Origin of the sequence: Colwellia sp. MB3u-55, assembly GCF_014076785.1 — a bacterium.
Lineage (GTDB): Bacteria > Pseudomonadota > Gammaproteobacteria > Enterobacterales > Alteromonadaceae > Colwellia_A.
The window spans coordinates 52,432-71,684 of the sequence record NZ_JACGUS010000120.1; the positions used below are offsets into that span (position 1 = coordinate 52,432).

Below are 19,253 nucleotides of genomic sequence, written 5' to 3' on the forward strand. Positions count from 1 at the left end.
AAAATTTTAATTAAACTTTGAAATAGTTAATTTCTAAAGTATAACTCTAAGGGCAGTAGTTGCGAAAAAACGGTCTAAATTTACCAATATAAATCATCCATTATAATGATCACTTTGATACAAAAGCGGACATTAACATCAATAACTAGCGAATTTAAACGCTTCTAGCTGTTATTTTATAGTTAAGTGTGTGAACTTTTTTAGTTCGTGATCGTATGAAATCTTTGTGCCAAGAAGAAATAAATACTAAGAAAAATGAGCAAGCTAAATGAAAAAACTCTCAGCGTTAATATTTACCATTTTCCTATCTTCTTGTGTATCTCAACCTTATGCAAAGACTAACGCCCCTTTTGACGGTGTTAAATTTGATAACATTGAGCCTTTTGACGATAAAAGTATATTTGACCTACTCAGTTGGAAAATTAAGGCTATAAGTGAGTCTACCCCTTGGCCAGATGAAATTTACTCCAAACAGTTTAAACCTTCTAGCCAAAGATCGGTAAAGCCAATAATTACTGTAATCAGCCATGCATCAGTTCTTATTCAGATTGATAATTTAAACATACTAATAGATCCTCATTATTCACTCAGAGCTTCACCTGTTCAATTTGCTGGACCCAAAAGAGTCGTTAAGCCCGGTATTGCCTTCGATGATCTGCCTTCAATAGATATCGTTCTTATATCTCATAATCATTATGACCATCTAGATCTTGATACGCTTAAGCGATTAAATGAGAGAGATGCTCCCAAATTCGTTGCAGGACTTAAAACAAAGTCATTTTTAAAAAAGAATGGAATTGAAGCCGGTGTCGATCTGGATTGGTGGCAAAATATAACAGCTAATAATACTAAGATTACTTTTGTTCCTTCCCAGCATTGGTCAGCCAGAGGTCTATTCGATAAAAGAGAAATGCTTTGGGGTGGGTTTTATATTGAAAATAATTATAAGATATACTTTGCAGGAGACACCGGATACGGGAAATTCTTTAAAAAAATTAAAGATAAACTCGGTGCACCGGATCTTTCTTTGATTCCAATTGGAGCGTATGAACCTAGATGGTTCATGAAATATGCCCACCTTAACCCAAAGGACTCTCTTCAAGCATTTAGAGACTTAGAAAGTAAGAAAATGATCGGTATTCACTTTGGGACTTTTAAGTTAACTGATGAGGGATATAATGATCCAATTGAGTCTCTTAATGAAGAAATTAAGAGATTAAATATGGATCCTCTAAAAGTAATTATTCCTACTTTTGGAAAACCTTATTCAATTTAGGTTATATTATAGTCAGTTCATTATTGATAGCACTTATATATTTTTAGGCTAAAAAACATAACAATAGACTATGGCTGCAATAGTTAGTGTTGATGAAAGCCCAGCGTCTGCAATGAGATTGCAGTATGCATTTTATTTAGGTGATTTATAGCAAAAGAAAAGGTCGGCTTAAGGCTCTGATCTGCCGATAAAATCTCAAAAATTTATGTTCACTTTTGGATTAGGCTGCGTCAAAACTCTCAGCGTAGAATTTTTATGCAACGTTACGTAAATTCAAAGGTAGTTTGACACCAAACTTACTACAGATTCAAATCTACAGAGCCTTATTTGTTGATATTTCCAAATTACGCAAGTTCAAAATAGTTTTCACATAGCCAGGGCTATTTGTTGACCCAAATAATAACCAGCAGTTATCGTCAGTAAAAATACGATAGCGGACGTTACGCTTAGATTACCTAACGGTAACTGATCCGACAAAATATACCCTACATTAGATAATGAAGTGTTCTAAATTTTTATCTTGAAATTTGAAAAATAAATACTTAAATTTGATTTGAAATATCTAAAGTGGACATTATATTAATACTCATTTACTTGACTTCTTATGTATTAAATTTAATGTTTCTATATCGGCTCGATTGCGACTTAAAGTATATATTCTAAGGTGGTATGGGGCCTTGTGCCATAGAGTTTATGATCACATAGTAAAGGTTTATAGATCATCCGTATCGAAATCACTGCTGTGATGATTTTCTATTTAAAACGGCTGTCAACAAAGCTCACAATGAAGAAACTACGTGATGTCTGCACCTATGAGAAATTTAACTCATCTATAGGGTGATGGTATGCGTTGATTTTCCTCTGAAACTTTCCAGCATAATTATTATTTGTAGTTTAATGTTATTTCCTCCCATACGGTACATTTTTTCACTTATTTAGGGGATTTTTAGCCAGTAAACCAAACTTATCCCTGGCTGTGTTCAGTAGTTCTTTTTAACTCAGTTTAATACGCGGATACATACTCCTCTTTGGCGGTGCGTGAAGGTAATTAATGCTTATCAACAACTCAATGATAACTATCGACGTATGAAATGAAGGGCATATAAGGTATGAACATCCTCTGTTACTCCTACTGCTAATTGCTTAGGTAACTTAGGTTCAGGTCCATGTAACAATAATATCGTCACCTACATTTTCTTTAAGTGCTTTCTGCGCTTTAATAAATTTAGCTTGTTTATCTTCGTCAAATTTATGTAGAACACCTTTGTGTTGTTTATAGCTATAGTCGTATTAATGCAGCTATTTATTCAAACCGAAAGTTCTAAAACATACATTAAAAGTCTCTTCAATATAGTGAGTTATTTGGTAGGCATAACGATAGGTATGTTCATGTAAATGTTCAAAAAGGCTTTACATTGAACGATTGAAAAATATCCTTGATCCTGACTATTGTCAGGCTTCAATTTATCTTTTTTCAGTATAGTTATTGATATGAAGAATAATCGTTGTTTTATGGAAGCGCAACGCTTGTGCTATCATTCGTGGTGGTCAATCTTTAGAGCACATTAATAACGCTTTAATCTTGTCGAGAATGCTTCCATCACTTGTACTATTGTGTAGGATATCTTGTTCGTCATTTTAACCTTGGGTAAGATTAATCAATTTCATGCAACTATGATGATCTCACTATCATTAAAATCAAGCTATTGTTTGAAATCGCTGTATCTTCATTGATCTCGGTATATAACTTTATTATGAATAGCTGTTTATGAATATAAATCACTATCAACAAAAGCCTGAGTTAACTGCTGATACAGCTGAATAATAGGAGGTCGCTCTGTAATATGTTCAAAAAGTGCAGTATGCACCTGCGCTTGTACACGCTCCGTTTTATCCGATAGTTGATAACATAAGTTAACCGGTTTTATAATCTCATCTAATAACACGTCAATAAGAATAAAGGCTTGTGCTAACACTATCTTGCCACCCCCTTTTTTTAATATCACCCGCTGCGCTGTACCCACTATTTTTTTACCGTTAATATTAATATTGTAATCACCATCACAGTAAGAGAACTTTGTCGCATGTGCTTTGCTAACCAAGTTAAATTGATGAAAAAAACCATGTAACACTGTACATAGGTTGTCGTAAGCTTGAGGAATTGAATACGGTGTATCTTTTGACCAAAGATAAAGGTGAGATAAATTTATAATACCTGGACATTGCGGCACTGGGGCACCACCGGTTTTACGTGAATTTAACAGCCATTCATTGGCTAGCAAACCCGCTTTAAGTGCCTCTGATTTTGGCCATTTCTTACCTGCAGGTAATACCAAAGTAGCTTCTTTAGCTTGCCAAAGCATTAAGCACTGCTTGAGCTCACCAGTTTGGATTTGAGCAATAAGCGCTGTTTCTTTTTCAAAGACCTTATCGACAGAGGTTTGTTGGTAATGTAGGAGTTTATTGCGGCTCATATTAACTTCTTATACGGGTATCATGTTGAGTGTCAGTATTTTATCGCTAGATCAGAATAATTTACCAAGGAAGTTAGTAAGTGTATAGGTAAAACACCCATGATAAGGGTGGAAGTCTCGGGTTCGAGCAGCAGCTACATCAGCGGGTGTTGAGCTTGCGACATAGCCCATTACCGCGATAGATTGCGGATAGATGATTTAGGAGACCCACAATTGGTTATTGAGTCACGAACAGCAATAGATGAGCTTTCTCAGATCTTATCGCTAGGATCAGTTTATTGTTTTCAGGAACCAATAATGGCTGATAAAGCAATGTATCACTTTGTCTGGATAGCTAAATATTGGCATAAGGCAGTTTGTTAGCACTCTTTGTATTTATGTAATATATCCTTAGGAATATGACAATAATCATTAGGAAAGCGAGTTAACCTTTCTTGGTGTTCTTTATCGCTTTTCACATAATTGAGCAGCGGCAACACTTCAACCACCATTTTCTTTGCATTGTTGTGACGGGTAATATACTCAATAGCCGTGTTGAGGTGACTACTATGTTCACTGTATATGCCGGTACGGTATTTTTTGCCAATATCTTCGGCTTGCTTATTGACACTGTAAGGGTCAATAATTTCAAAAAAGTAATCTATTAGTTTATCAAGATTAACAGCGTTTGGGTAAAAGGTTACTTTCACACACTCTGCATAGCCATCATAACTACTTTTGGTAGAATTGGTTAAGCCATTAGCTCGACCTGCTTCTGTGGTAAACACTCCAGGTAAGTACTTCATAAATTCTTGTACACCCCAAAGGCAACCACCGGCAAAATAAATAATTTCTTGCGTCCTCTTAGCCTGCTTATTATATTGTTGTGTTTTTATCAATTGTTAGCCTTTAGTAAGAGGTGAATTAAGTTTTATGTATTATGCTATTGATGACTGTAATTGCTAGTAATATGTTTTTACTACTCTGTTTGTTATAAATATGATTGTTATGTATCCAGTTGTAAACCGTTATAATTTGGGTATGGTTACCATGTGTAATATTTTACTCGCTAAGATATAATATTGATTCACGTAACGATTACTACCTTTCAAATAAACCTCAACATTATCTTACGTTGATGAGTTGGGGAATATATAAAATCGTTTTTACTTAAAAATAAACAGTATAATTAGAGAAGATTAACATGATTAGAGTTGTACCAATTGCTTTGTTCTTTTTATTATTTAACCTATCAAGCTTTTCATCGGTAGCCAACGATACTCATGATGTAAGCAACGATGTAAGTAAAAAATTAAGTGATAATATTGAGCGAATTACGATTGAGGCTTCAACCACGGCTAATACTAAACCTGTGGGGACTTTTGGTTCGCCAGTTTCAAATCTAGAATATGATCCGCGCGTTGACCTACAGTCGCGAAATATGGCAGAAGCTCAAGCCGATGTAACTATACGTGGTGGTATTTTCGAAAATACTGGCTTTAGGGTGGGCAGCGCGACCTTATTTGATCCGCAAACTGGACATTACTTTGCCGAAATTCCTATTGCTCAGGAAATGTTATCTAATGCTAATATACTCACCGGTGCAGATAATGCTCTACTCGGTGTTAACAGCTCGGTAGGCACTGTTTCGCGAGACTGGACAGGGATTAAAACTGCAGGTAGTGTTTCAATTGGTGCTGGTAACAATAACTTTAATCTACAACGCGTACACAGTGGCGTTAGTGTGGCATTGGCTGATTATACCGATTGGACTATCGGGGTTGAAGCTGAATACTCTCGCTCTGAAAGTGACGGTACAATAGATAATGGCGACCACGATTTTCAACGTGCTTCTGCTCGTATTCAGTTAGTTGGACCATCATCACAGACTGATCTATTTTTTGGCTCTCAAGAAAAGTTTTTTGGCTGGCCAAATATGTACACGCCATTTAATGTTAATGAAACTGAAGACATTAAAACACGATTATTAATACTTAATCATCAACAGCAGTATGCACAAGACAGCAGCTTTGAAATTTCCACTTATTTTCGTCGTAACAACGACCATTATGTTTTTTCGCGTGAAAATCCTAATGTATTTCAAGCGTTTCATGAAACTGAGGTTAAGTCGATAGCAGTTTCTGGTCGCCATGCACAAACAGCATCATTTGCCCTCAATTACTCAAGCCAGTTTATAGCAGACAAAATTGAATCAACGACGCTTGAAAATAACTTTACCTCTCGCCATTATTACAAACTCAGTGTTTTGCCTGAATATCGAATGGATCTACAAGAGGATCAACAGTTAACTTTTCGTCTTGGTGCTGCTTTTGACGACACTAACCGTGACGATTCACAAGTGTCATTAATTGGTGATATAACGTGGAATATCATTAATGCTGATGACAGTTCACAAACACTTTATTTCTCTTATGCAGAAGCGAGTCAAGTGGCAGGTTATACCGCTATAGGAGGGAGTAATGCGGGGGGATTGTTTAGAAGTAACTATGATCTTAAGCGAGAAACCACTAAAAACATTGAATTAGGTTTGGCATTAGATCGAGAAACTTGGCGTCTTAATACAGCTATTTTTTATCGACAAGATCATGATTTAACTGATTGGACCTATAGTTTGAGTTCAACCTCTGCTCGTTCTGCAAATCCGGTCGATATCGATACGCTAGGTCTAGAACTACTGGCGGTAAAGCGTTTTGAGCATGCAGAAATCATCACCAGCTATACCTTCTTTGATAAATCTGAAAATTATGGTACTACAGATATCGATGCTAGCTTTTATGCTTTGAATTACCCAGATCACCGCGTAACATTAGGGGTGATCTGGTACCCAACCGACATCGTTGAAATTCGTGTTGATAACGAGTGGCGTAAACAAGAAGAAAATATGCTTAGAAACGGTGATGACGATGCTTTATTTACCCACTTTACAGTAAAAATTTCTCCTGCGCAGTTTAAAGGTTTGGATATTGTATTTGCAGCAGATAATCTTTGGGATGAATCTTTTGAAGAAGTGCCAGGTACTCCCGGACGCGGAGAACAATACACTATTAGTGCTACCTACCACTGGTAAAATACTTAAAAGTACTTGCATCGGCCCCAGATTATTGGTTTGGGGTAAATCAATGCTCAGTATAATTATATAATAGAAAACTATTACAAATAGTTATCGATATCAATTGTCAAATAGGCTCTATATTTACCATATATCTCGCCAAAGATGACGTTCTCGTAACCAGTAAATTACAATTTGCTCAACAAGGGGCAGAGCAAGTATGTGTAAGCTATGTTTTATATGGTTCCTCGACCATGCTGGCGCTGACATCAGACGGTCCGTCGCGTTTATATACATTAGATAGTACATAAGACTGCTGTTTACTGACCACCGCAAAACTGGAAATACCGACACTGGCAGCAGAGTTTGCGCTCCATATGTTAAACTTTACTCAGTGTTCATCGGGCTTTACAGGTTACATTAGTGCTCTACTGTTAGGTAATGAAGGCGCGCTTGCTAAAAAAATATAACATGCGTTGGAATGGCACTATGATGGGCAATGTTCATCTTTTTTTTCTTGTAGCGGTATTTTTTGCTACTCCAGTGACACTAAAAATTCTCATGAACTGGCTAAATAACGTTTGTTGTATGAAGAAAATCTCTTAGCCATGTTTGTTGAAAAGGCTTAGGTTAAAGCTTTTACTGAACACGAGCATATATTAACAATCATATCATCTCATATTCATCAACGTGTTGCGGTGATTATAGACTCAATAGAAGATGTTAATATATGTTTAGGGTATTTAAAGCCAACTCTCTAATCATTTTTAATGATTTATTCGTATAAATATGACCGATACCTAAAGGTTGCGCTATCATGTGACTTTGTAGTCAGTCTCCTCTTTTTAATTAGGATATAACGGGTATGTTACCAAGCACCCCTGAGTGGAAGTCACTCGTTAATCATTATAATAAAAACGTACCAGTACAAATGCGCGATTTATTTACGCAAGATACGGAACGTTTTAATAATTTTTCACTTTCTGGCGCGGGAATAATGCTCGATTATTCGAAAAACCGTGTTACTGATGAAACCATGCATTTACTCATGAATTTGGCACAGTCATCTGGCTTAGTCGATAAGCGAGCTCAAATGTTTAATGGCTCGGCGATTAATACCACTGAAAATCGTCCGGTATTACATACCGCGTTACGTAACTTTTCAGGGAACGCTGTCTATGTTGATGGTGTCGATGTGATGCCACAAATACAAACAACGCTGGCTAAGCTTGAGATTTTTGTTAATGATATTTCATCAGGTAAAAAAGTAGGCTATACCGGCAAAGCATTTACGGATGTGATTAGTATTGGCATTGGTGGGTCTTTTCTTGGACCTAAAATAATGTCAGAGGCACTAAAACCTTATCAACAAAGCCAGTTAAACGTCCATTTTATTGCGAACGTTGACGGTTGTCATATTCATGATGTGCTTGCTAAAGTTAATCCTGAAACGACGCTCTTTATTACGTCATCTAAAACCTTAACTACCCAAGAAACACTGCGTAATACCCTAACAGCACGTGATTGGTTTGTTGCTACTGCTACCACCGAAAACGTTAAACATCACTTTGCCTGTGTGTCGTCTAATGTTGAGGCCGCGCAAGCATTAGGTATAGATAAAGATAATATTTTTCCGATGTGGGATTGGGTGGGAGGACGTTATTCGGTGTGGTCTGCGATTGGCTTACCCTTAGCCTTAGCTATAGGTTTTGAGCATTATCGTGACTTTTTACAAGGGGCGTTTGAAATGGATGAACATTTCACCCAGGCGCCACTTGAAAAAAATCTCCCGGTTATTTTGGCGTTATTAGGTATTTGGTACCGAAACTTTCATGGCGCACAATCACAAGTCTTATTACCTTATTACCATTATTTACGGGGTTTACCGGCATATATCCAACAGCTGGATATGGAGAGTAACGGAAAATCTATTTCACTAGATAATAAATCGATGTCTTATGATACGGGGCCAATCATTTGGGGAAGCGAAGGGACCAACGGTCAGCACTCGTTTCATCAACTTATTCATCAAAGCAAAACCCCTATTCCTGTTGATTTTTTGATGCCATTATTTCCTTTTCATGAGATGGGTAATCATCATGATATGCTGGCGTCTAACTGTTTTGGTCAAAGTCAGGCTTTAATGGCGGGGCAAAGTCTCGAAGAAGTAAAAGCGGCAATGAAAAAAGCGAACTGTGATGTATCAGAGATTCAAAAGCTGTCTACACATAAAGTTATGGAGGGTAATAAACCCAGTAACACGCTCTTATTTGAAAAGTTAACACCTAAGGTGCTTGGCAGTTTAATTGCGATGTATGAGCATAAAGTGTTTGTGCAGGGGGTTATTTGGAAAGTGAACTCTTTTGACCAATGGGGGGTTGAATTAGGCAAGTCGCTGGGTAATAAAGTACTGACAAAAATAACTGACCCCAGTGAAACGCTAGATATGGATGGCTCAACGAATGCCCTTATTAAGCTTTACAGAGCTCGATAAATGCTAAAACCTAGTCAATAGTCACCTATTAGCGCTAATTTTCTTAGCGCTATTTTTTTGGTCTATTTAAGTGGGATTTATATATTTTGTTATTTGCATCTATCAATAATTAGAAGGTTTGATATTTTAAATACTCGGGGTATAAAGTTAAGAAGTCGCACCAAGAACTAAAGCTACGATATTGAAAACCTTTATCTGTGGCTGTGTACCATTTTGATTCACGAAGTGCCTGTAATCGAAATTTAATTTTATACCCATCGATTGCAACGTAACAGGCAAGGCTTTCAGTTGTGTTGTTTTTTATTTTAACCTGTGCAAATCCGTCTAAATTACGGCCATAAATAGTTTTTGTTTTTGGCTTTGCATGGACGATATTTGTTAATAACAATATTAATACAGCAAAAAATAAGGTGATGAGTAAGTTTTTCATTAAATTTACATTATTTAGATAATAAGGAAGTATTAGCTACTTGATATTCTTTACAAAAGTATAGCGGACTTATTGTGTAGAGTGAAAAGTGATTTAATATTTAAATAAAAATAACATTTTTTTTTATATACCATTGAAAGCTCGCCCTATTGGCACCATAACTATTTATAACATTATATAAGCGCTAAAGTTTTAAATGAAAAGCGCATGCATTAAAGAGAAGAATATTATTATGGCTAACGTCGTTCCAGTAAGAAAAGATCAACACCAGAATTTAAAAGTTACTACTAAACGTGGCTTAGAACATATTGAGAAGCAACACATTGCTCCAATTACCGCAGCAGAATATACTAAAGCCGCTAACAGCTTTCCTATCTTCTTAGTTAAGCAGCCTGAGGGCTCAAGCTTCCGCAGTATCGTTATGCTAGGACTAGAAGCTGGCGAAAACTTATACTATAAAGATGAACGTTGGACTGGTACTTACTTACCACATGGTGCATCTATGGTGCCATTTGGTTTAGGTATAGACCCAGATAAAGAAAAAACGTTAACGACTTATATCGATTTAGACAGTGCCTATGTAGGCGATGATAAAGATAATGCCTTGTTTGATGCTGAAGGTTTGGTTACCGATTTTTATAAAAACGTTCAAGAATCATTAGGCCGTTTATATGAAAATGAAACCATGACTGAAAGATTTATGGTTGAATTAGCTGAAAATGATTTATTGCAAGAATTAGAATTGCACATTAATTTCAGTACCGGTGAAAATAAAAAACTGGTTGGTTTATTTGGTATTAACGAGAAAAAACTTCAGGAACTTAGCGAAGCTAAAGTTTTAGATTTCCATAAACGAGGTCTATTTATTCCTATTCATGCGATGTTAGGATCGATTGGTCAAATTAATCGTTTAGCTCAATTACGCAATCTATCTGATAGTGAGCAAAAAGTAACGGCTATTCAAATACAATTTGCTAAAGAAACTGCTGAAGCGTAATCGCTTAAGAGTTTTAAGAGAAGAGCCTTATGGCTCTTTTTTTATATCTAAATAAACGTAATGTTATATTCTGGGATATACTCATTTTTTAAACTTTTCCATGGAGAGTACAGTGGCTATTCAACTTCCTTTTTCCCATTTAAGTCAATGGCAACAGATCGCTTTTTCTGCTGCATTATTAGAGCGAATGATACCCAATTATAAAGTTTTTTCTGAACATGCAGATTTTGGTGAATTTTTAGTATTACTTAATCAATTAGAGCTTATCTGGCAATGGCTTGATAAAAATAATCGTTGTAAAATAAATTATGAAGCACAAATAAATAAACTGGAGCCACAAATTCCCGATCCAGAAGGTTTTGATTTTTTTGGGGTATTTCCAGCCATTGATGCAACTATGGCAACAATGTCACTTTTACAGGCGATGCAAGATAAAGAGGTGGAAGGCGCTGAAATTGTCTCACGATTATCAGAGAATAGCGTAACTTATTATGTTGAACTGATGATCGCTGATCAAAGAGACGCTAATGACGACAGTGACATTACGACTAAAGAAATTGAACAACACCCATTAATGGAGTGGGAGTTTGATACGCAAAATGAGCTCTATTACGCACTAAAAGACTCTCCTGAAAATAAAGAAACCTGTATTAAGATTAAAGCGATGGTTCTTGAGGAAGGATTATCCAATTTAGGTATTGAAATTACTTAGGATGCACAACCTACTTATTAGAATAACTAAACAATTAGGATAAAAGATGAAATTATTTCACACTATTTTGATGACGCTAGCCTATCTATTTGCCTCATTAGCTTTTGCTAATCCGGCAAGTACGCTCGAACAAAAAAATCAAAATATCGAAAAATCGATTAATAAGGCAATGAATACTTTTCAAGTACCAGGTGTTGCTGTTGCTATTATCAAAGATAATAAAGTGGTGATGAGTAAAGGTTTCGGTTTAACGGAATATGGTAAAAATAATAAGGTTAATGGCGATACTCTTTTTGGTATTGCTTCTAACACTAAGGCGATGACCGCGGCGTTACTAGCCAATTTGGTGGATCAAGGGAAATTGACATGGCAAACAAGAGTTATTGATATACTTCCTGAGTTTCAAATGCCAAACGCTTACGTGACTCGCGAGTTTACTTTACTCGATTTATTATCACACAACAGTGGTTTAGGTTTAGGTGCAGGCGACCTGATGATTTGGCCTGGTACAACGTTAACCAACAAAGATATTATTAAAGGCATAAAGCATTTACCCGAGGTTTCAAGTTTTCGCAGTGAATTCGCTTACGATAATTTAATGTATGTTATTGCCGGCGAGATCATCGCAAAAGTTACCGGTAAAACTTGGCAAGAAAATATTAAAGAAACTATTTTTAAGCCGTTAGGGATGAAGAATACTAAAGCAAAGTTTTCACTGATTTCAATAAACAACAAAAATGTTGCTCGTGCTCATGTTCCGTTAGATGGCAAGTTAAATGTGGTTGGCGGTAACTTCTTAGAACAGTTTTCTTCAGCGGGATCTGTTGCCTCAAGTGTTAATGATATGTCTTTATGGCTCAAAGCGCAGTTAAACGAAGGCGGTTATGGTGATAACAAAAAACTTTTTAGTGAACTTCAAAGCCACAATATGTGGCAAATGCGAACAATATTACCGGTATCAGCTACCGCGATAAAAAATGATAAAACTCATTTTTCAGGTTATGGTCTAGGTTGGTTTTTAAATGATTACCACGGTGTAAAGTTAGTTCATCACAGTGGCGGTATTCTAGGTATGGTCTCTAAAGTTGTCTTAGTTCCAGAAGAAAACTTAGCGATGGTTATTTTAACCAATCAGCAATCCGGATATGCTTTTAATGCGATTTATCATCAAATATTAAATGAATATTTAGACTTGCCTGAAAAAGACTGGGTGGATTTTTATGAGACGATGAGTGAGCAACGAAAAAGTGTAGAAAAAAATCGTTTAGCAGAAGCTGCCAGTAATGTTGATAAAAATTCCCGTCATTCTTTACCTTTAAAAGCTTATGCACAAACCTATCAAGATAATTGGTACGGTGATATTGCGATTAACTATGCAAATAATGCGTTAAGCATGCAGTTTGGTCATACACCCGCACTACACGGTGTATTAGAGCATTATCAACATAATACATTTATTGTGCGTTGGGATGATAGAACCTTGGAAGCAGATGCTTTTGTTAATTTTAATCTGAATCCCGACGGTTCAATTAACGAGGTAATTATGCAAGCTGTGTCGCGCGCAACTGATTTTAGCTTTGATTTTCATGACTTAAAGCTCAAACCTAAGCAGTAAGCGTTTTATTGATAATATTAAGCTGGGGGGATTTTAAAGTTAACTCCCAACGATTAACCAAGCTTACATTTTTTGATATAAACGATAAACGACTTGTCCGGCTATTTTTTCTTTTAATAGTGTCCAATTAGTGGGCAGCTGTTGATTATTGTCTTCACTTTCCATTTCTACATAAATTAATGCGTTGTCAGCCAAACTATGTTGGTCTAATTGTTTGGCCGTTTGCTCCACTAAATTTTTGCGAAAAGGCGGATCAATAAAAACAATATCAAATTTTTTGATGTTTTTTTCAATGAAAATCAGCACATCGCTATTTACTATCGAGATATTAGACGATTTTAGTAAACGTTGGTTTTCAAGTAATTGCTGAGCCGCCGCTTTGTTTAATTCTACGAAGCTAACATGGCTTGCCCCTCGTGATAACGCCTCAAAACCCAAACCACCAGAGCCAGCAAAGCAATCTAAACAGAGACTGTCTTGAATAAAAGGCATTAACCAATTAAAGACAGTTTCTTTTACTCTATCTGTGGTCGGTCTTAAACCTTCTGCCATTAAAACAGGCAGCTTTCGACCACGGTGTGATCCGCCAATAATACGAATACTGCCTTTATTGTTAGGTTTTGCTGATTGTTTACGTTGTTTGTTCATATCTTACTCAGCTTTTGTTTTTTGTATTGTTTTTAGGTGCTACTATAGCGAGGATTTTATCCTTGTTTAGTGAACTATTGCCATCAAAATGATGGTTCAGAGAAGAATTTATTGTTATGTCGAAGAAAAAAGGTCTATTTTCCTGGTTAGGTTTGGGACGTCAGCAAGAAGAAGCTGTTGAAGAAGTTACAGATGTTGTTGAAACATCAGTAGAAACACTTGATGTTTCTGAAGAAAAGATCGCAGAGAATGTTGAAGAAATTCAAAGTGAAAGCCTTGTAATCGATGACGTTGTTGTCGACAATATTCTTGCAGAGCCAGAGCCAGAGCCAGAGCCAGCAGCTAAGGCTGGTTTTTTTGCTCGATTAAAGCAAGGACTCACTAAAACACGCCAAAATATTGGTGGTGGAATATTTACGTTATTGAGTGGTAAAAAAATTGATGACGAGTTATTTGAAGAACTCGAAACCCATTTGCTGTTAGCGGATGTGGGTATTGAAACGACCACAAAAATTATAAAATCACTTACAGAAAGTGCATCACGTAAACAACTTAAAAATGCTGAAGCTTTGTATGATTTACTCAAAGAAGAGTTAAAGAAAATTATTGAGCCAGTAAGTGTACCGTTAGAGATTAATAATGATTCAGGTCCTTTCGTTATCTTAATGGTTGGTGTTAATGGGGTTGGAAAAACCACCACTATTGGTAAATTAGCGAAAAAATTTCAAGCTGAAGGTAAATCGGTCATGCTAGCGGCTGGTGACACGTTTAGAGCCGCGGCGGTTGAGCAATTACAAGTGTGGGGCGAGCGCAACGATATTCCTGTTATTGCCCAGCATACAGGCGCAGACAGTGCTTCTGTTATTTTTGATGCGATTAGTGCCGCAAAAGCCCGTGGTGTTGATGTACTCATTGCCGATACTGCTGGCCGGCTGCAGAACAAAAGTCACTTAATGGATGAATTGAAAAAAGTTGTCCGTGTCATGAAAAAGATCGATGATAAAGCACCTCATGAAGTGATGTTAACTTTAGATGCAGGCACTGGACAGAATGCGTTAAGCCAAACAAAATTATTTAATGAAGCGGTTGGTTTGACGGGACTAACATTAACCAAGCTTGATGGTACGGCTAAAGGTGGTGTTGTCTTTGCTATTGCCGATAAAAATGCGATTCCTATCCGCTATTTAGGCGTCGGTGAAGGCATTGATGACTTACGTCCATTTAACGGCGATGATTTTATTGATGCATTATTTACCCAAGATAGCTAAGATTTACGGTATAGTTCTGATGTCCGCTACACGATGTGAAGAATAATAAAAATAAGAGTATGGCCATTTTATGATCCACTTTAACAATGTCAGTAAAACCTATCCCGGTGGCTTTTTAGCACTTAAAAATGTTAGTTTTGAATTGGCAGCGGGTGAAATGGCATTTTTAACCGGACATTCAGGAGCGGGGAAAAGTACACTCTTAAAGCTAATGAGCTTAATGGAAAAGCCGACCAGTGGTAAAATCCAAATTAACGGTAGTGAAATATCAAATATAAAGTATAAAGATATTCCCTATGCTCGTCGAAAAATAGGGATGATTTTTCAAAACCATAATCTATTAATGGACAGAACTATTTTCGATAATGTTGCATTACCTCTAGTTATAGAAGGGTATAGCCATAAGGAAACGCGAAAACGTGTGGAAGCAGCGCTAGATAAAGTCCATTTGAGCGATAAGTTACGTTGTTTTCCTAATATGTTGTCAGGTGGAGAGCAGCAGCGAGTTGGCATTGCCAGAGCATTAGTGAATAAGCCATTAATCTTGCTTGCTGATGAGCCAACCGGGAATTTAGATCCTAAACTTTCCTTAGATATTATTCGCTTGTTTGAAGAATTTAATGATTTTGGCGTTACCGTACTTATAGCTACACACGATCTGGGGCTAATTGCTAGAATGAAATATAGAACGCTGACGCTTAAACAAGGTTCAATGATCACCGATGGTATCGTTGAAGGTTTACAAGTTAAGCATGAAAATAATGAATAAACCTACCCGTTTTGGCCAACCGTCGCAGAAATTAAATTTTGCAGCAAAAATAACAGATAGATTAATTCGACATGTTCAACAAGCCGTAGGTAGTTTAGGTGATTTATGGCGTACCCCTTTCACCTCAATAATGACGGTTTTGGTTTTAGGTATCAGTTTGACCTTACCCGCTACGTTACATTTATTTGTCAAAAATGCTAAAGCCATCAGTGAACAGTGGGACACCGCCTCAGAAATTAGTTTATTTTTGAAATTGTCAGTGACTGACAAAGCGGCACAAAACTTAGTTCACCGAATTGAACTTTATCCTGAAGTTGCCAACGTTACTTATATTTCAGCAGAGCAGGCTTTACAAGAGTTTAAAACCTTATCTGGTTTTGGACAGGCGCTAGAATATTTAGATAAAAACCCCCTACCAGCAACACTGTTAGTGACCCCAACAACGCGTGCTAGCCAAACACAGGCGGCTGGAGAGTTATTATTGAAGCTAGAAAAAGAACGAGAGGTTCAGCAAGGAAAATTAGACCTTGAATGGCTTTCTCGATTAGAAGCTATTGCTAAACTTATTGAAGATATCGTGGTAGGTATCGGTGCATTACTGTGTCTGTCTGTGGTGCTCATTATTGGCAACACTATACGCTTAGCTATTTTAAATCAAAAAGATGCGATTGCTGTGATGAAACTTGTTGGCGCGACGGATAGCTTTATTCAGCGTCCTTTTTTATATGCGGGCCTTTGGTATGGTATTTTGGGGGGTGTGGTCTCTTGGTTATGTGTGGCTCTGCTCGCTAAATATTTATCGGGGGCTCTCTCTGAATTAACCCACTTATATCAGAGTAACTTTATTATAAGTGGTTTAAGCTTTTCAGAAGCGATGACACTGATATTATTTGCCGTTATACTCGGTTTATCAGGAAGTTATATTTCAGTGCGTAAGCATATTCGTACCATAGAGCCTACCGCTGATTAATAAAGTCTACTAAATGTCGATTTAAGTTCCACAGGCGATCATTTCGTCTGCCCATGACAGTGAGTCTTTATAAGCTTGAAAACAAAGTTCACTCTCTAAAGTAATTCTCTTGGCAATTTCTTCACCCTTTACCCATAAGCCTTGTTCAATGTTTTTTACTAATGACAAGTAATCTCCAAGGTCACACTGCTCGCTTCTTAATGCCGATTTTATGCCTTGATGAATAGGTAACACACCTAATACATATTCTAAATCATGGTCTATAATACCATCGATTAACGATAATATACCGGTGAGAAAAGCTTTAGGCGGATTTTCACTTTCAAAGCGGCAAAGGGCGATTTTTTCACAAAACTTAGCTCGTGCTAAAGAAAGACGCATAATTTCTGGATTTTTATCTGAGCTTAAATCTGACAGCGCAAGCAACGCGATAAATTTTTTCAGTTCAACTTGTCCAATATAAGCAAGAGCATGTTTTAACGATGTTATTTCTTGGCTACTACCATAAGTAGGACTATTGATAAAACGCAGTAATTTATAGGTTAAGCCGGGGTCAACGGCAAAAATTTCACTGATTTTGTTAATGTTTAATTCTACTTGGCTTGCTTGGCTGATCAGTTCGAGGATATTTTGTTTTGCCGTGGTGATTTTTCGCTGTTTTAGTATTTCTGGTTTTGCAAAAAAATAACCTTGAAAAAGTGTAAATCCCAGCATTTTTAATTGTTCAAATTGTTGTAAAGTTTCTACTTTTTCAGCTAATAGTGTTACGTTTAGCCTGGCAAGTTCTCTGACCAGCTTGCTAATTTCTAGAATAGAAAACTGAAGGACATCAATTTTGATAATGTCTATGATAGGGTAAAATGGAGCCCACTTTTCATCAAAGTCAAAATCATCTAAGGCTAATTTATAACCCTTCTCATGAAGTGACTGGCAAGCAGCTAATAGCTCAGGGGTTACCGGAACGTCTTCTAAAATTTCTAATACCACATTTTTGGGATCAAGGAAGCTTGGGAAGTGAAAAATCAAAGTATTAGCATGAAAGTTAATATATGCGGGTAGATCACCAGTGACTTGTTCTATACCTAAGCTTAAATGGTTATTAGTTAGTATGTTAGATGTGGCTTGATTAGGATCAATATCAGGAAAACTGTTACTTTTACCATCACGAAAAAGCAATTCATAGGCAACAACATTTTGTTTAATATCTAAGATGGGTTGACGAGCAACGTATGAGTACAAATTATAACCCTCTAAAATTCATTTATAAGTTACTTAAATACATAAAGTAATAGCCACATCCTTGCTAAATTACATCTTGATACAAAAGCTAAGATATTGTTTTGTAAATTTTAAGTGTTTTCTGATGCTTTTATTTTAACAAATGTACACAAAAAAAACAGATAAATCTACTTGACTGAGTTGTTTCGTCTTGTGTTGTAAGGTAATGTGTGGTTCGTTGCTCGCCTACACGATCGATGTATGCTATTATAGCGAGCCAGAAAGTTAAAAAATTATTTAAGAATTATTAAAGAGCGATAAAGAGGGGTTTTTAAAATGAGTAAACCGATACAATCAATGGCGCTAACAGTTCCACGTAGCGGTAGTATTGAATCTTACATGCAGTCTGCTTATGGCATTCCTATGCTTACAGCACAGCGTGAGAATGAACTCGCCACTCGTTTATATTCAGAAAATGATTTACAAGCGGCACAAGAGCTTATTATGTCGCATTTACGATTTGTTATTCATGTAGCAAAAGGTTATGCAGGTTATGGTTTACCTCAAGCTGATTTAATTCAAGAAGGTAACGTTGGTTTAATGAAAGCTGTTAAGCGTTTTAACCCGGAAGTGGGTGTACGCTTAGTGTCGTTTGCTGTTCATTGGATAAAAGCTGAGATTCATGAGTTTGTGTTACGTAATTGGCGTATTGTTAAAGTGGCAACAACCAAGGCACAACGTAAATTGTTTTTTAACCTTCGTAAAAACAAAAAACGTTTAGGTTGGTTCAGTAACGACGAAATTAATAATGTTGCAGAGACTCTAGGTGTTACGCCTAAAGATGTTTTAGAGATGGAATCTAGAATGAGTAATCAAGATCAGGCTTTTGAGCTGTCATCTGACGATGTTGATAATTCTGCTGGTGGAGGTTACTCTCCAGCCTTATATCTTGAAGATCATCAGTCAGATCTCGCTGTTCAGGTTGAAGATGAAGATCACTCTTCTCATGCTAATAAGCGTTTATCTAATGCTTTAGTCATTCTTGATGAACGCAGCCAAGATATTATAAGAACCCGTTGGTTAACTGAAGATAAAACGACGTTACAAGATTTAGCTAACAAGTATCATATTTCTGCAGAGCGTGTCAGACAGCTAGAAAAAAATGCCCTTAATAAACTTAAAGGTTCAATGGCTGCTTAGTTATTGGATCATGTCTGTACCAAAAAAAAACCGATTTATGTCGGTTTTTTTATGTCTGCTTTTTGTAGATTTTCTCTTTTGAGCACTGATACTAGCTTGCTTATGTTAATCATTAACGGTCTTTCATCTCTTT

The 19,253-nt window shown here is 36.6% G+C and carries 16 protein-coding genes and 1 pseudogene; 12 read left to right on the plus strand and 5 right to left on the minus strand.

The window, feature by feature from the left end:
• Positions 1 to 268 precede the first annotated feature (268 nt).
• Positions 269 to 1,276: an MBL fold metallo-hydrolase gene (locus H4J66_RS15680; protein WP_182175916.1), complete on the plus strand. Its 1,008-nt coding sequence runs from the start codon at positions 269 to 271 to the stop codon at positions 1,274 to 1,276.
• Between the two features lie 1,766 nt (positions 1,277 to 3,042).
• On the opposite strand, the gene H4J66_RS15685 is transcribed toward H4J66_RS15680, so the two are convergent.
• A complete protein-coding gene (locus H4J66_RS15685; RefSeq protein WP_182175917.1) occupies positions 3,043 to 3,750 on the minus strand; it encodes a lipoyl protein ligase domain-containing protein in 708 nt (235 codons plus the stop codon).
• A gap of 168 nt (positions 3,751 to 3,918) precedes the next feature.
• Between H4J66_RS15685 and H4J66_RS20485 the strand changes: the two are divergent.
• A pseudogene (locus H4J66_RS20485) lies at positions 3,919 to 4,038 on the plus strand (N-succinylarginine dihydrolase); the annotation flags it as partial.
• A 71-nt stretch (positions 4,039 to 4,109) separates the two neighbouring features.
• Here the strand turns inward: H4J66_RS20485 and H4J66_RS15695 are convergent.
• A complete protein-coding gene (locus tag H4J66_RS15695) occupies positions 4,110 to 4,625 on the minus strand; it encodes a peptide-methionine (S)-S-oxide reductase (RefSeq protein ID WP_182175980.1) in 516 nt (171 codons plus the stop codon).
• 308 nt (positions 4,626 to 4,933) lie between these two features.
• Here H4J66_RS15695 and H4J66_RS15700 point away from each other — a divergent pair, with 308 nt between their 5' ends.
• The 3 genes from H4J66_RS15700 (at position 4,934) to pgi (ending at position 9,293) form a co-directional block, all read left to right on the plus strand.
• The gene (locus H4J66_RS15700; RefSeq protein ID WP_182175918.1) at positions 4,934 to 6,817 is read left to right on the plus strand and encodes a TonB-dependent siderophore receptor; all 1,884 of its coding nucleotides are present in this window, start codon (positions 4,934 to 4,936) and stop codon (positions 6,815 to 6,817) included.
• Between the two features lie 101 nt (positions 6,818 to 6,918).
• Positions 6,919 to 7,110, plus strand: coding sequence for a hypothetical protein (locus H4J66_RS20835; protein ID WP_409049366.1), 192 nt, complete (start codon positions 6,919 to 6,921; stop codon positions 7,108 to 7,110).
• Positions 7,111 to 7,664: 554 nt separating this feature from the next.
• A complete protein-coding gene (gene pgi / locus H4J66_RS15710) occupies positions 7,665 to 9,293 on the plus strand; it encodes a glucose-6-phosphate isomerase (RefSeq protein WP_182175919.1) in 1,629 nt (542 codons plus the stop codon).
• Positions 9,294 to 9,402: 109 nt separating this feature from the next.
• On the opposite strand, the gene H4J66_RS15715 is transcribed toward pgi, so the two are convergent.
• Entirely contained in the window at positions 9,403 to 9,723 is a 321-nt protein-coding gene (locus tag H4J66_RS15715) for a hypothetical protein (RefSeq protein ID WP_182175920.1), read from the minus strand.
• Between the two features lie 196 nt (positions 9,724 to 9,919).
• Between H4J66_RS15715 and H4J66_RS15720 the strand changes: the two genes are divergently transcribed.
• The 3 genes from H4J66_RS15720 (at position 9,920) to H4J66_RS15730 (ending at position 13,047) form a co-directional block, all read left to right on the plus strand.
• Positions 9,920 to 10,720: a SapC family protein gene (locus H4J66_RS15720; RefSeq protein WP_259368627.1), complete on the plus strand. Its 801-nt coding sequence runs from the start codon at positions 9,920 to 9,922 to the stop codon at positions 10,718 to 10,720.
• A 112-nt stretch (positions 10,721 to 10,832) separates the two neighbouring features.
• Complete coding sequence (locus tag H4J66_RS15725; RefSeq protein WP_182175921.1) at positions 10,833 to 11,432, plus strand: YjaG family protein; 600 nt, start codon at positions 10,833 to 10,835, stop codon at positions 11,430 to 11,432.
• A 46-nt stretch (positions 11,433 to 11,478) separates the two neighbouring features.
• On the plus strand, positions 11,479 to 13,047 hold the full coding sequence (locus tag H4J66_RS15730) for a serine hydrolase (RefSeq protein ID WP_182175922.1): 1,569 nt from the start codon (positions 11,479 to 11,481) through the stop codon (positions 13,045 to 13,047).
• A gap of 63 nt (positions 13,048 to 13,110) precedes the next feature.
• Here the strand turns inward: H4J66_RS15730 and rsmD are convergent, their stop codons facing one another.
• Positions 13,111 to 13,695, minus strand: a complete 585-nt coding sequence (gene rsmD / locus H4J66_RS15735) for a 16S rRNA (guanine(966)-N(2))-methyltransferase RsmD (protein ID WP_182175923.1) — start codon at positions 13,693 to 13,695, stop codon at positions 13,111 to 13,113.
• 116 nt (positions 13,696 to 13,811) lie between these two features.
• On the opposite strand from rsmD, the gene ftsY reads away from it, so the two are divergent.
• From ftsY to ftsX, 3 genes are all read left to right on the plus strand, one after another.
• Entirely contained in the window at positions 13,812 to 14,963 is a 1,152-nt protein-coding gene (ftsY, locus tag H4J66_RS15740; RefSeq protein WP_182175924.1) for a signal recognition particle-docking protein FtsY, read from the plus strand.
• A gap of 70 nt (positions 14,964 to 15,033) precedes the next feature.
• The gene (ftsE, locus tag H4J66_RS15745; RefSeq protein ID WP_182175925.1) at positions 15,034 to 15,732 is read left to right on the plus strand and encodes a cell division ATP-binding protein FtsE; all 699 of its coding nucleotides are present in this window, start codon (positions 15,034 to 15,036) and stop codon (positions 15,730 to 15,732) included.
• A complete protein-coding gene (gene ftsX / locus H4J66_RS15750; protein WP_404842779.1) occupies positions 15,716 to 16,702 on the plus strand; it encodes a permease-like cell division protein FtsX in 987 nt (328 codons plus the stop codon). Before ftsE ends, ftsX begins: the two co-directional genes overlap by 17 nt.
• A 21-nt stretch (positions 16,703 to 16,723) precedes the next feature.
• Here ftsX and H4J66_RS15755 read toward each other — a convergent pair whose 3' ends face one another.
• Positions 16,724 to 17,941, minus strand: a complete 1,218-nt coding sequence (locus H4J66_RS15755) for an EAL and HDOD domain-containing protein (RefSeq protein ID WP_259368512.1) — start codon at positions 17,939 to 17,941, stop codon at positions 16,724 to 16,726.
• 315 nt (positions 17,942 to 18,256) lie between these two features.
• Here H4J66_RS15755 and rpoH point away from each other — a divergent pair, with 315 nt between their 5' ends.
• Positions 18,257 to 19,120 (plus strand): RNA polymerase sigma factor RpoH, encoded by an 864-nt coding sequence (gene rpoH / locus H4J66_RS15760; protein WP_182175927.1) that lies wholly within the window; start codon positions 18,257 to 18,259, stop codon positions 19,118 to 19,120.
• Positions 19,121 to 19,253 lie beyond the last annotated feature (133 nt).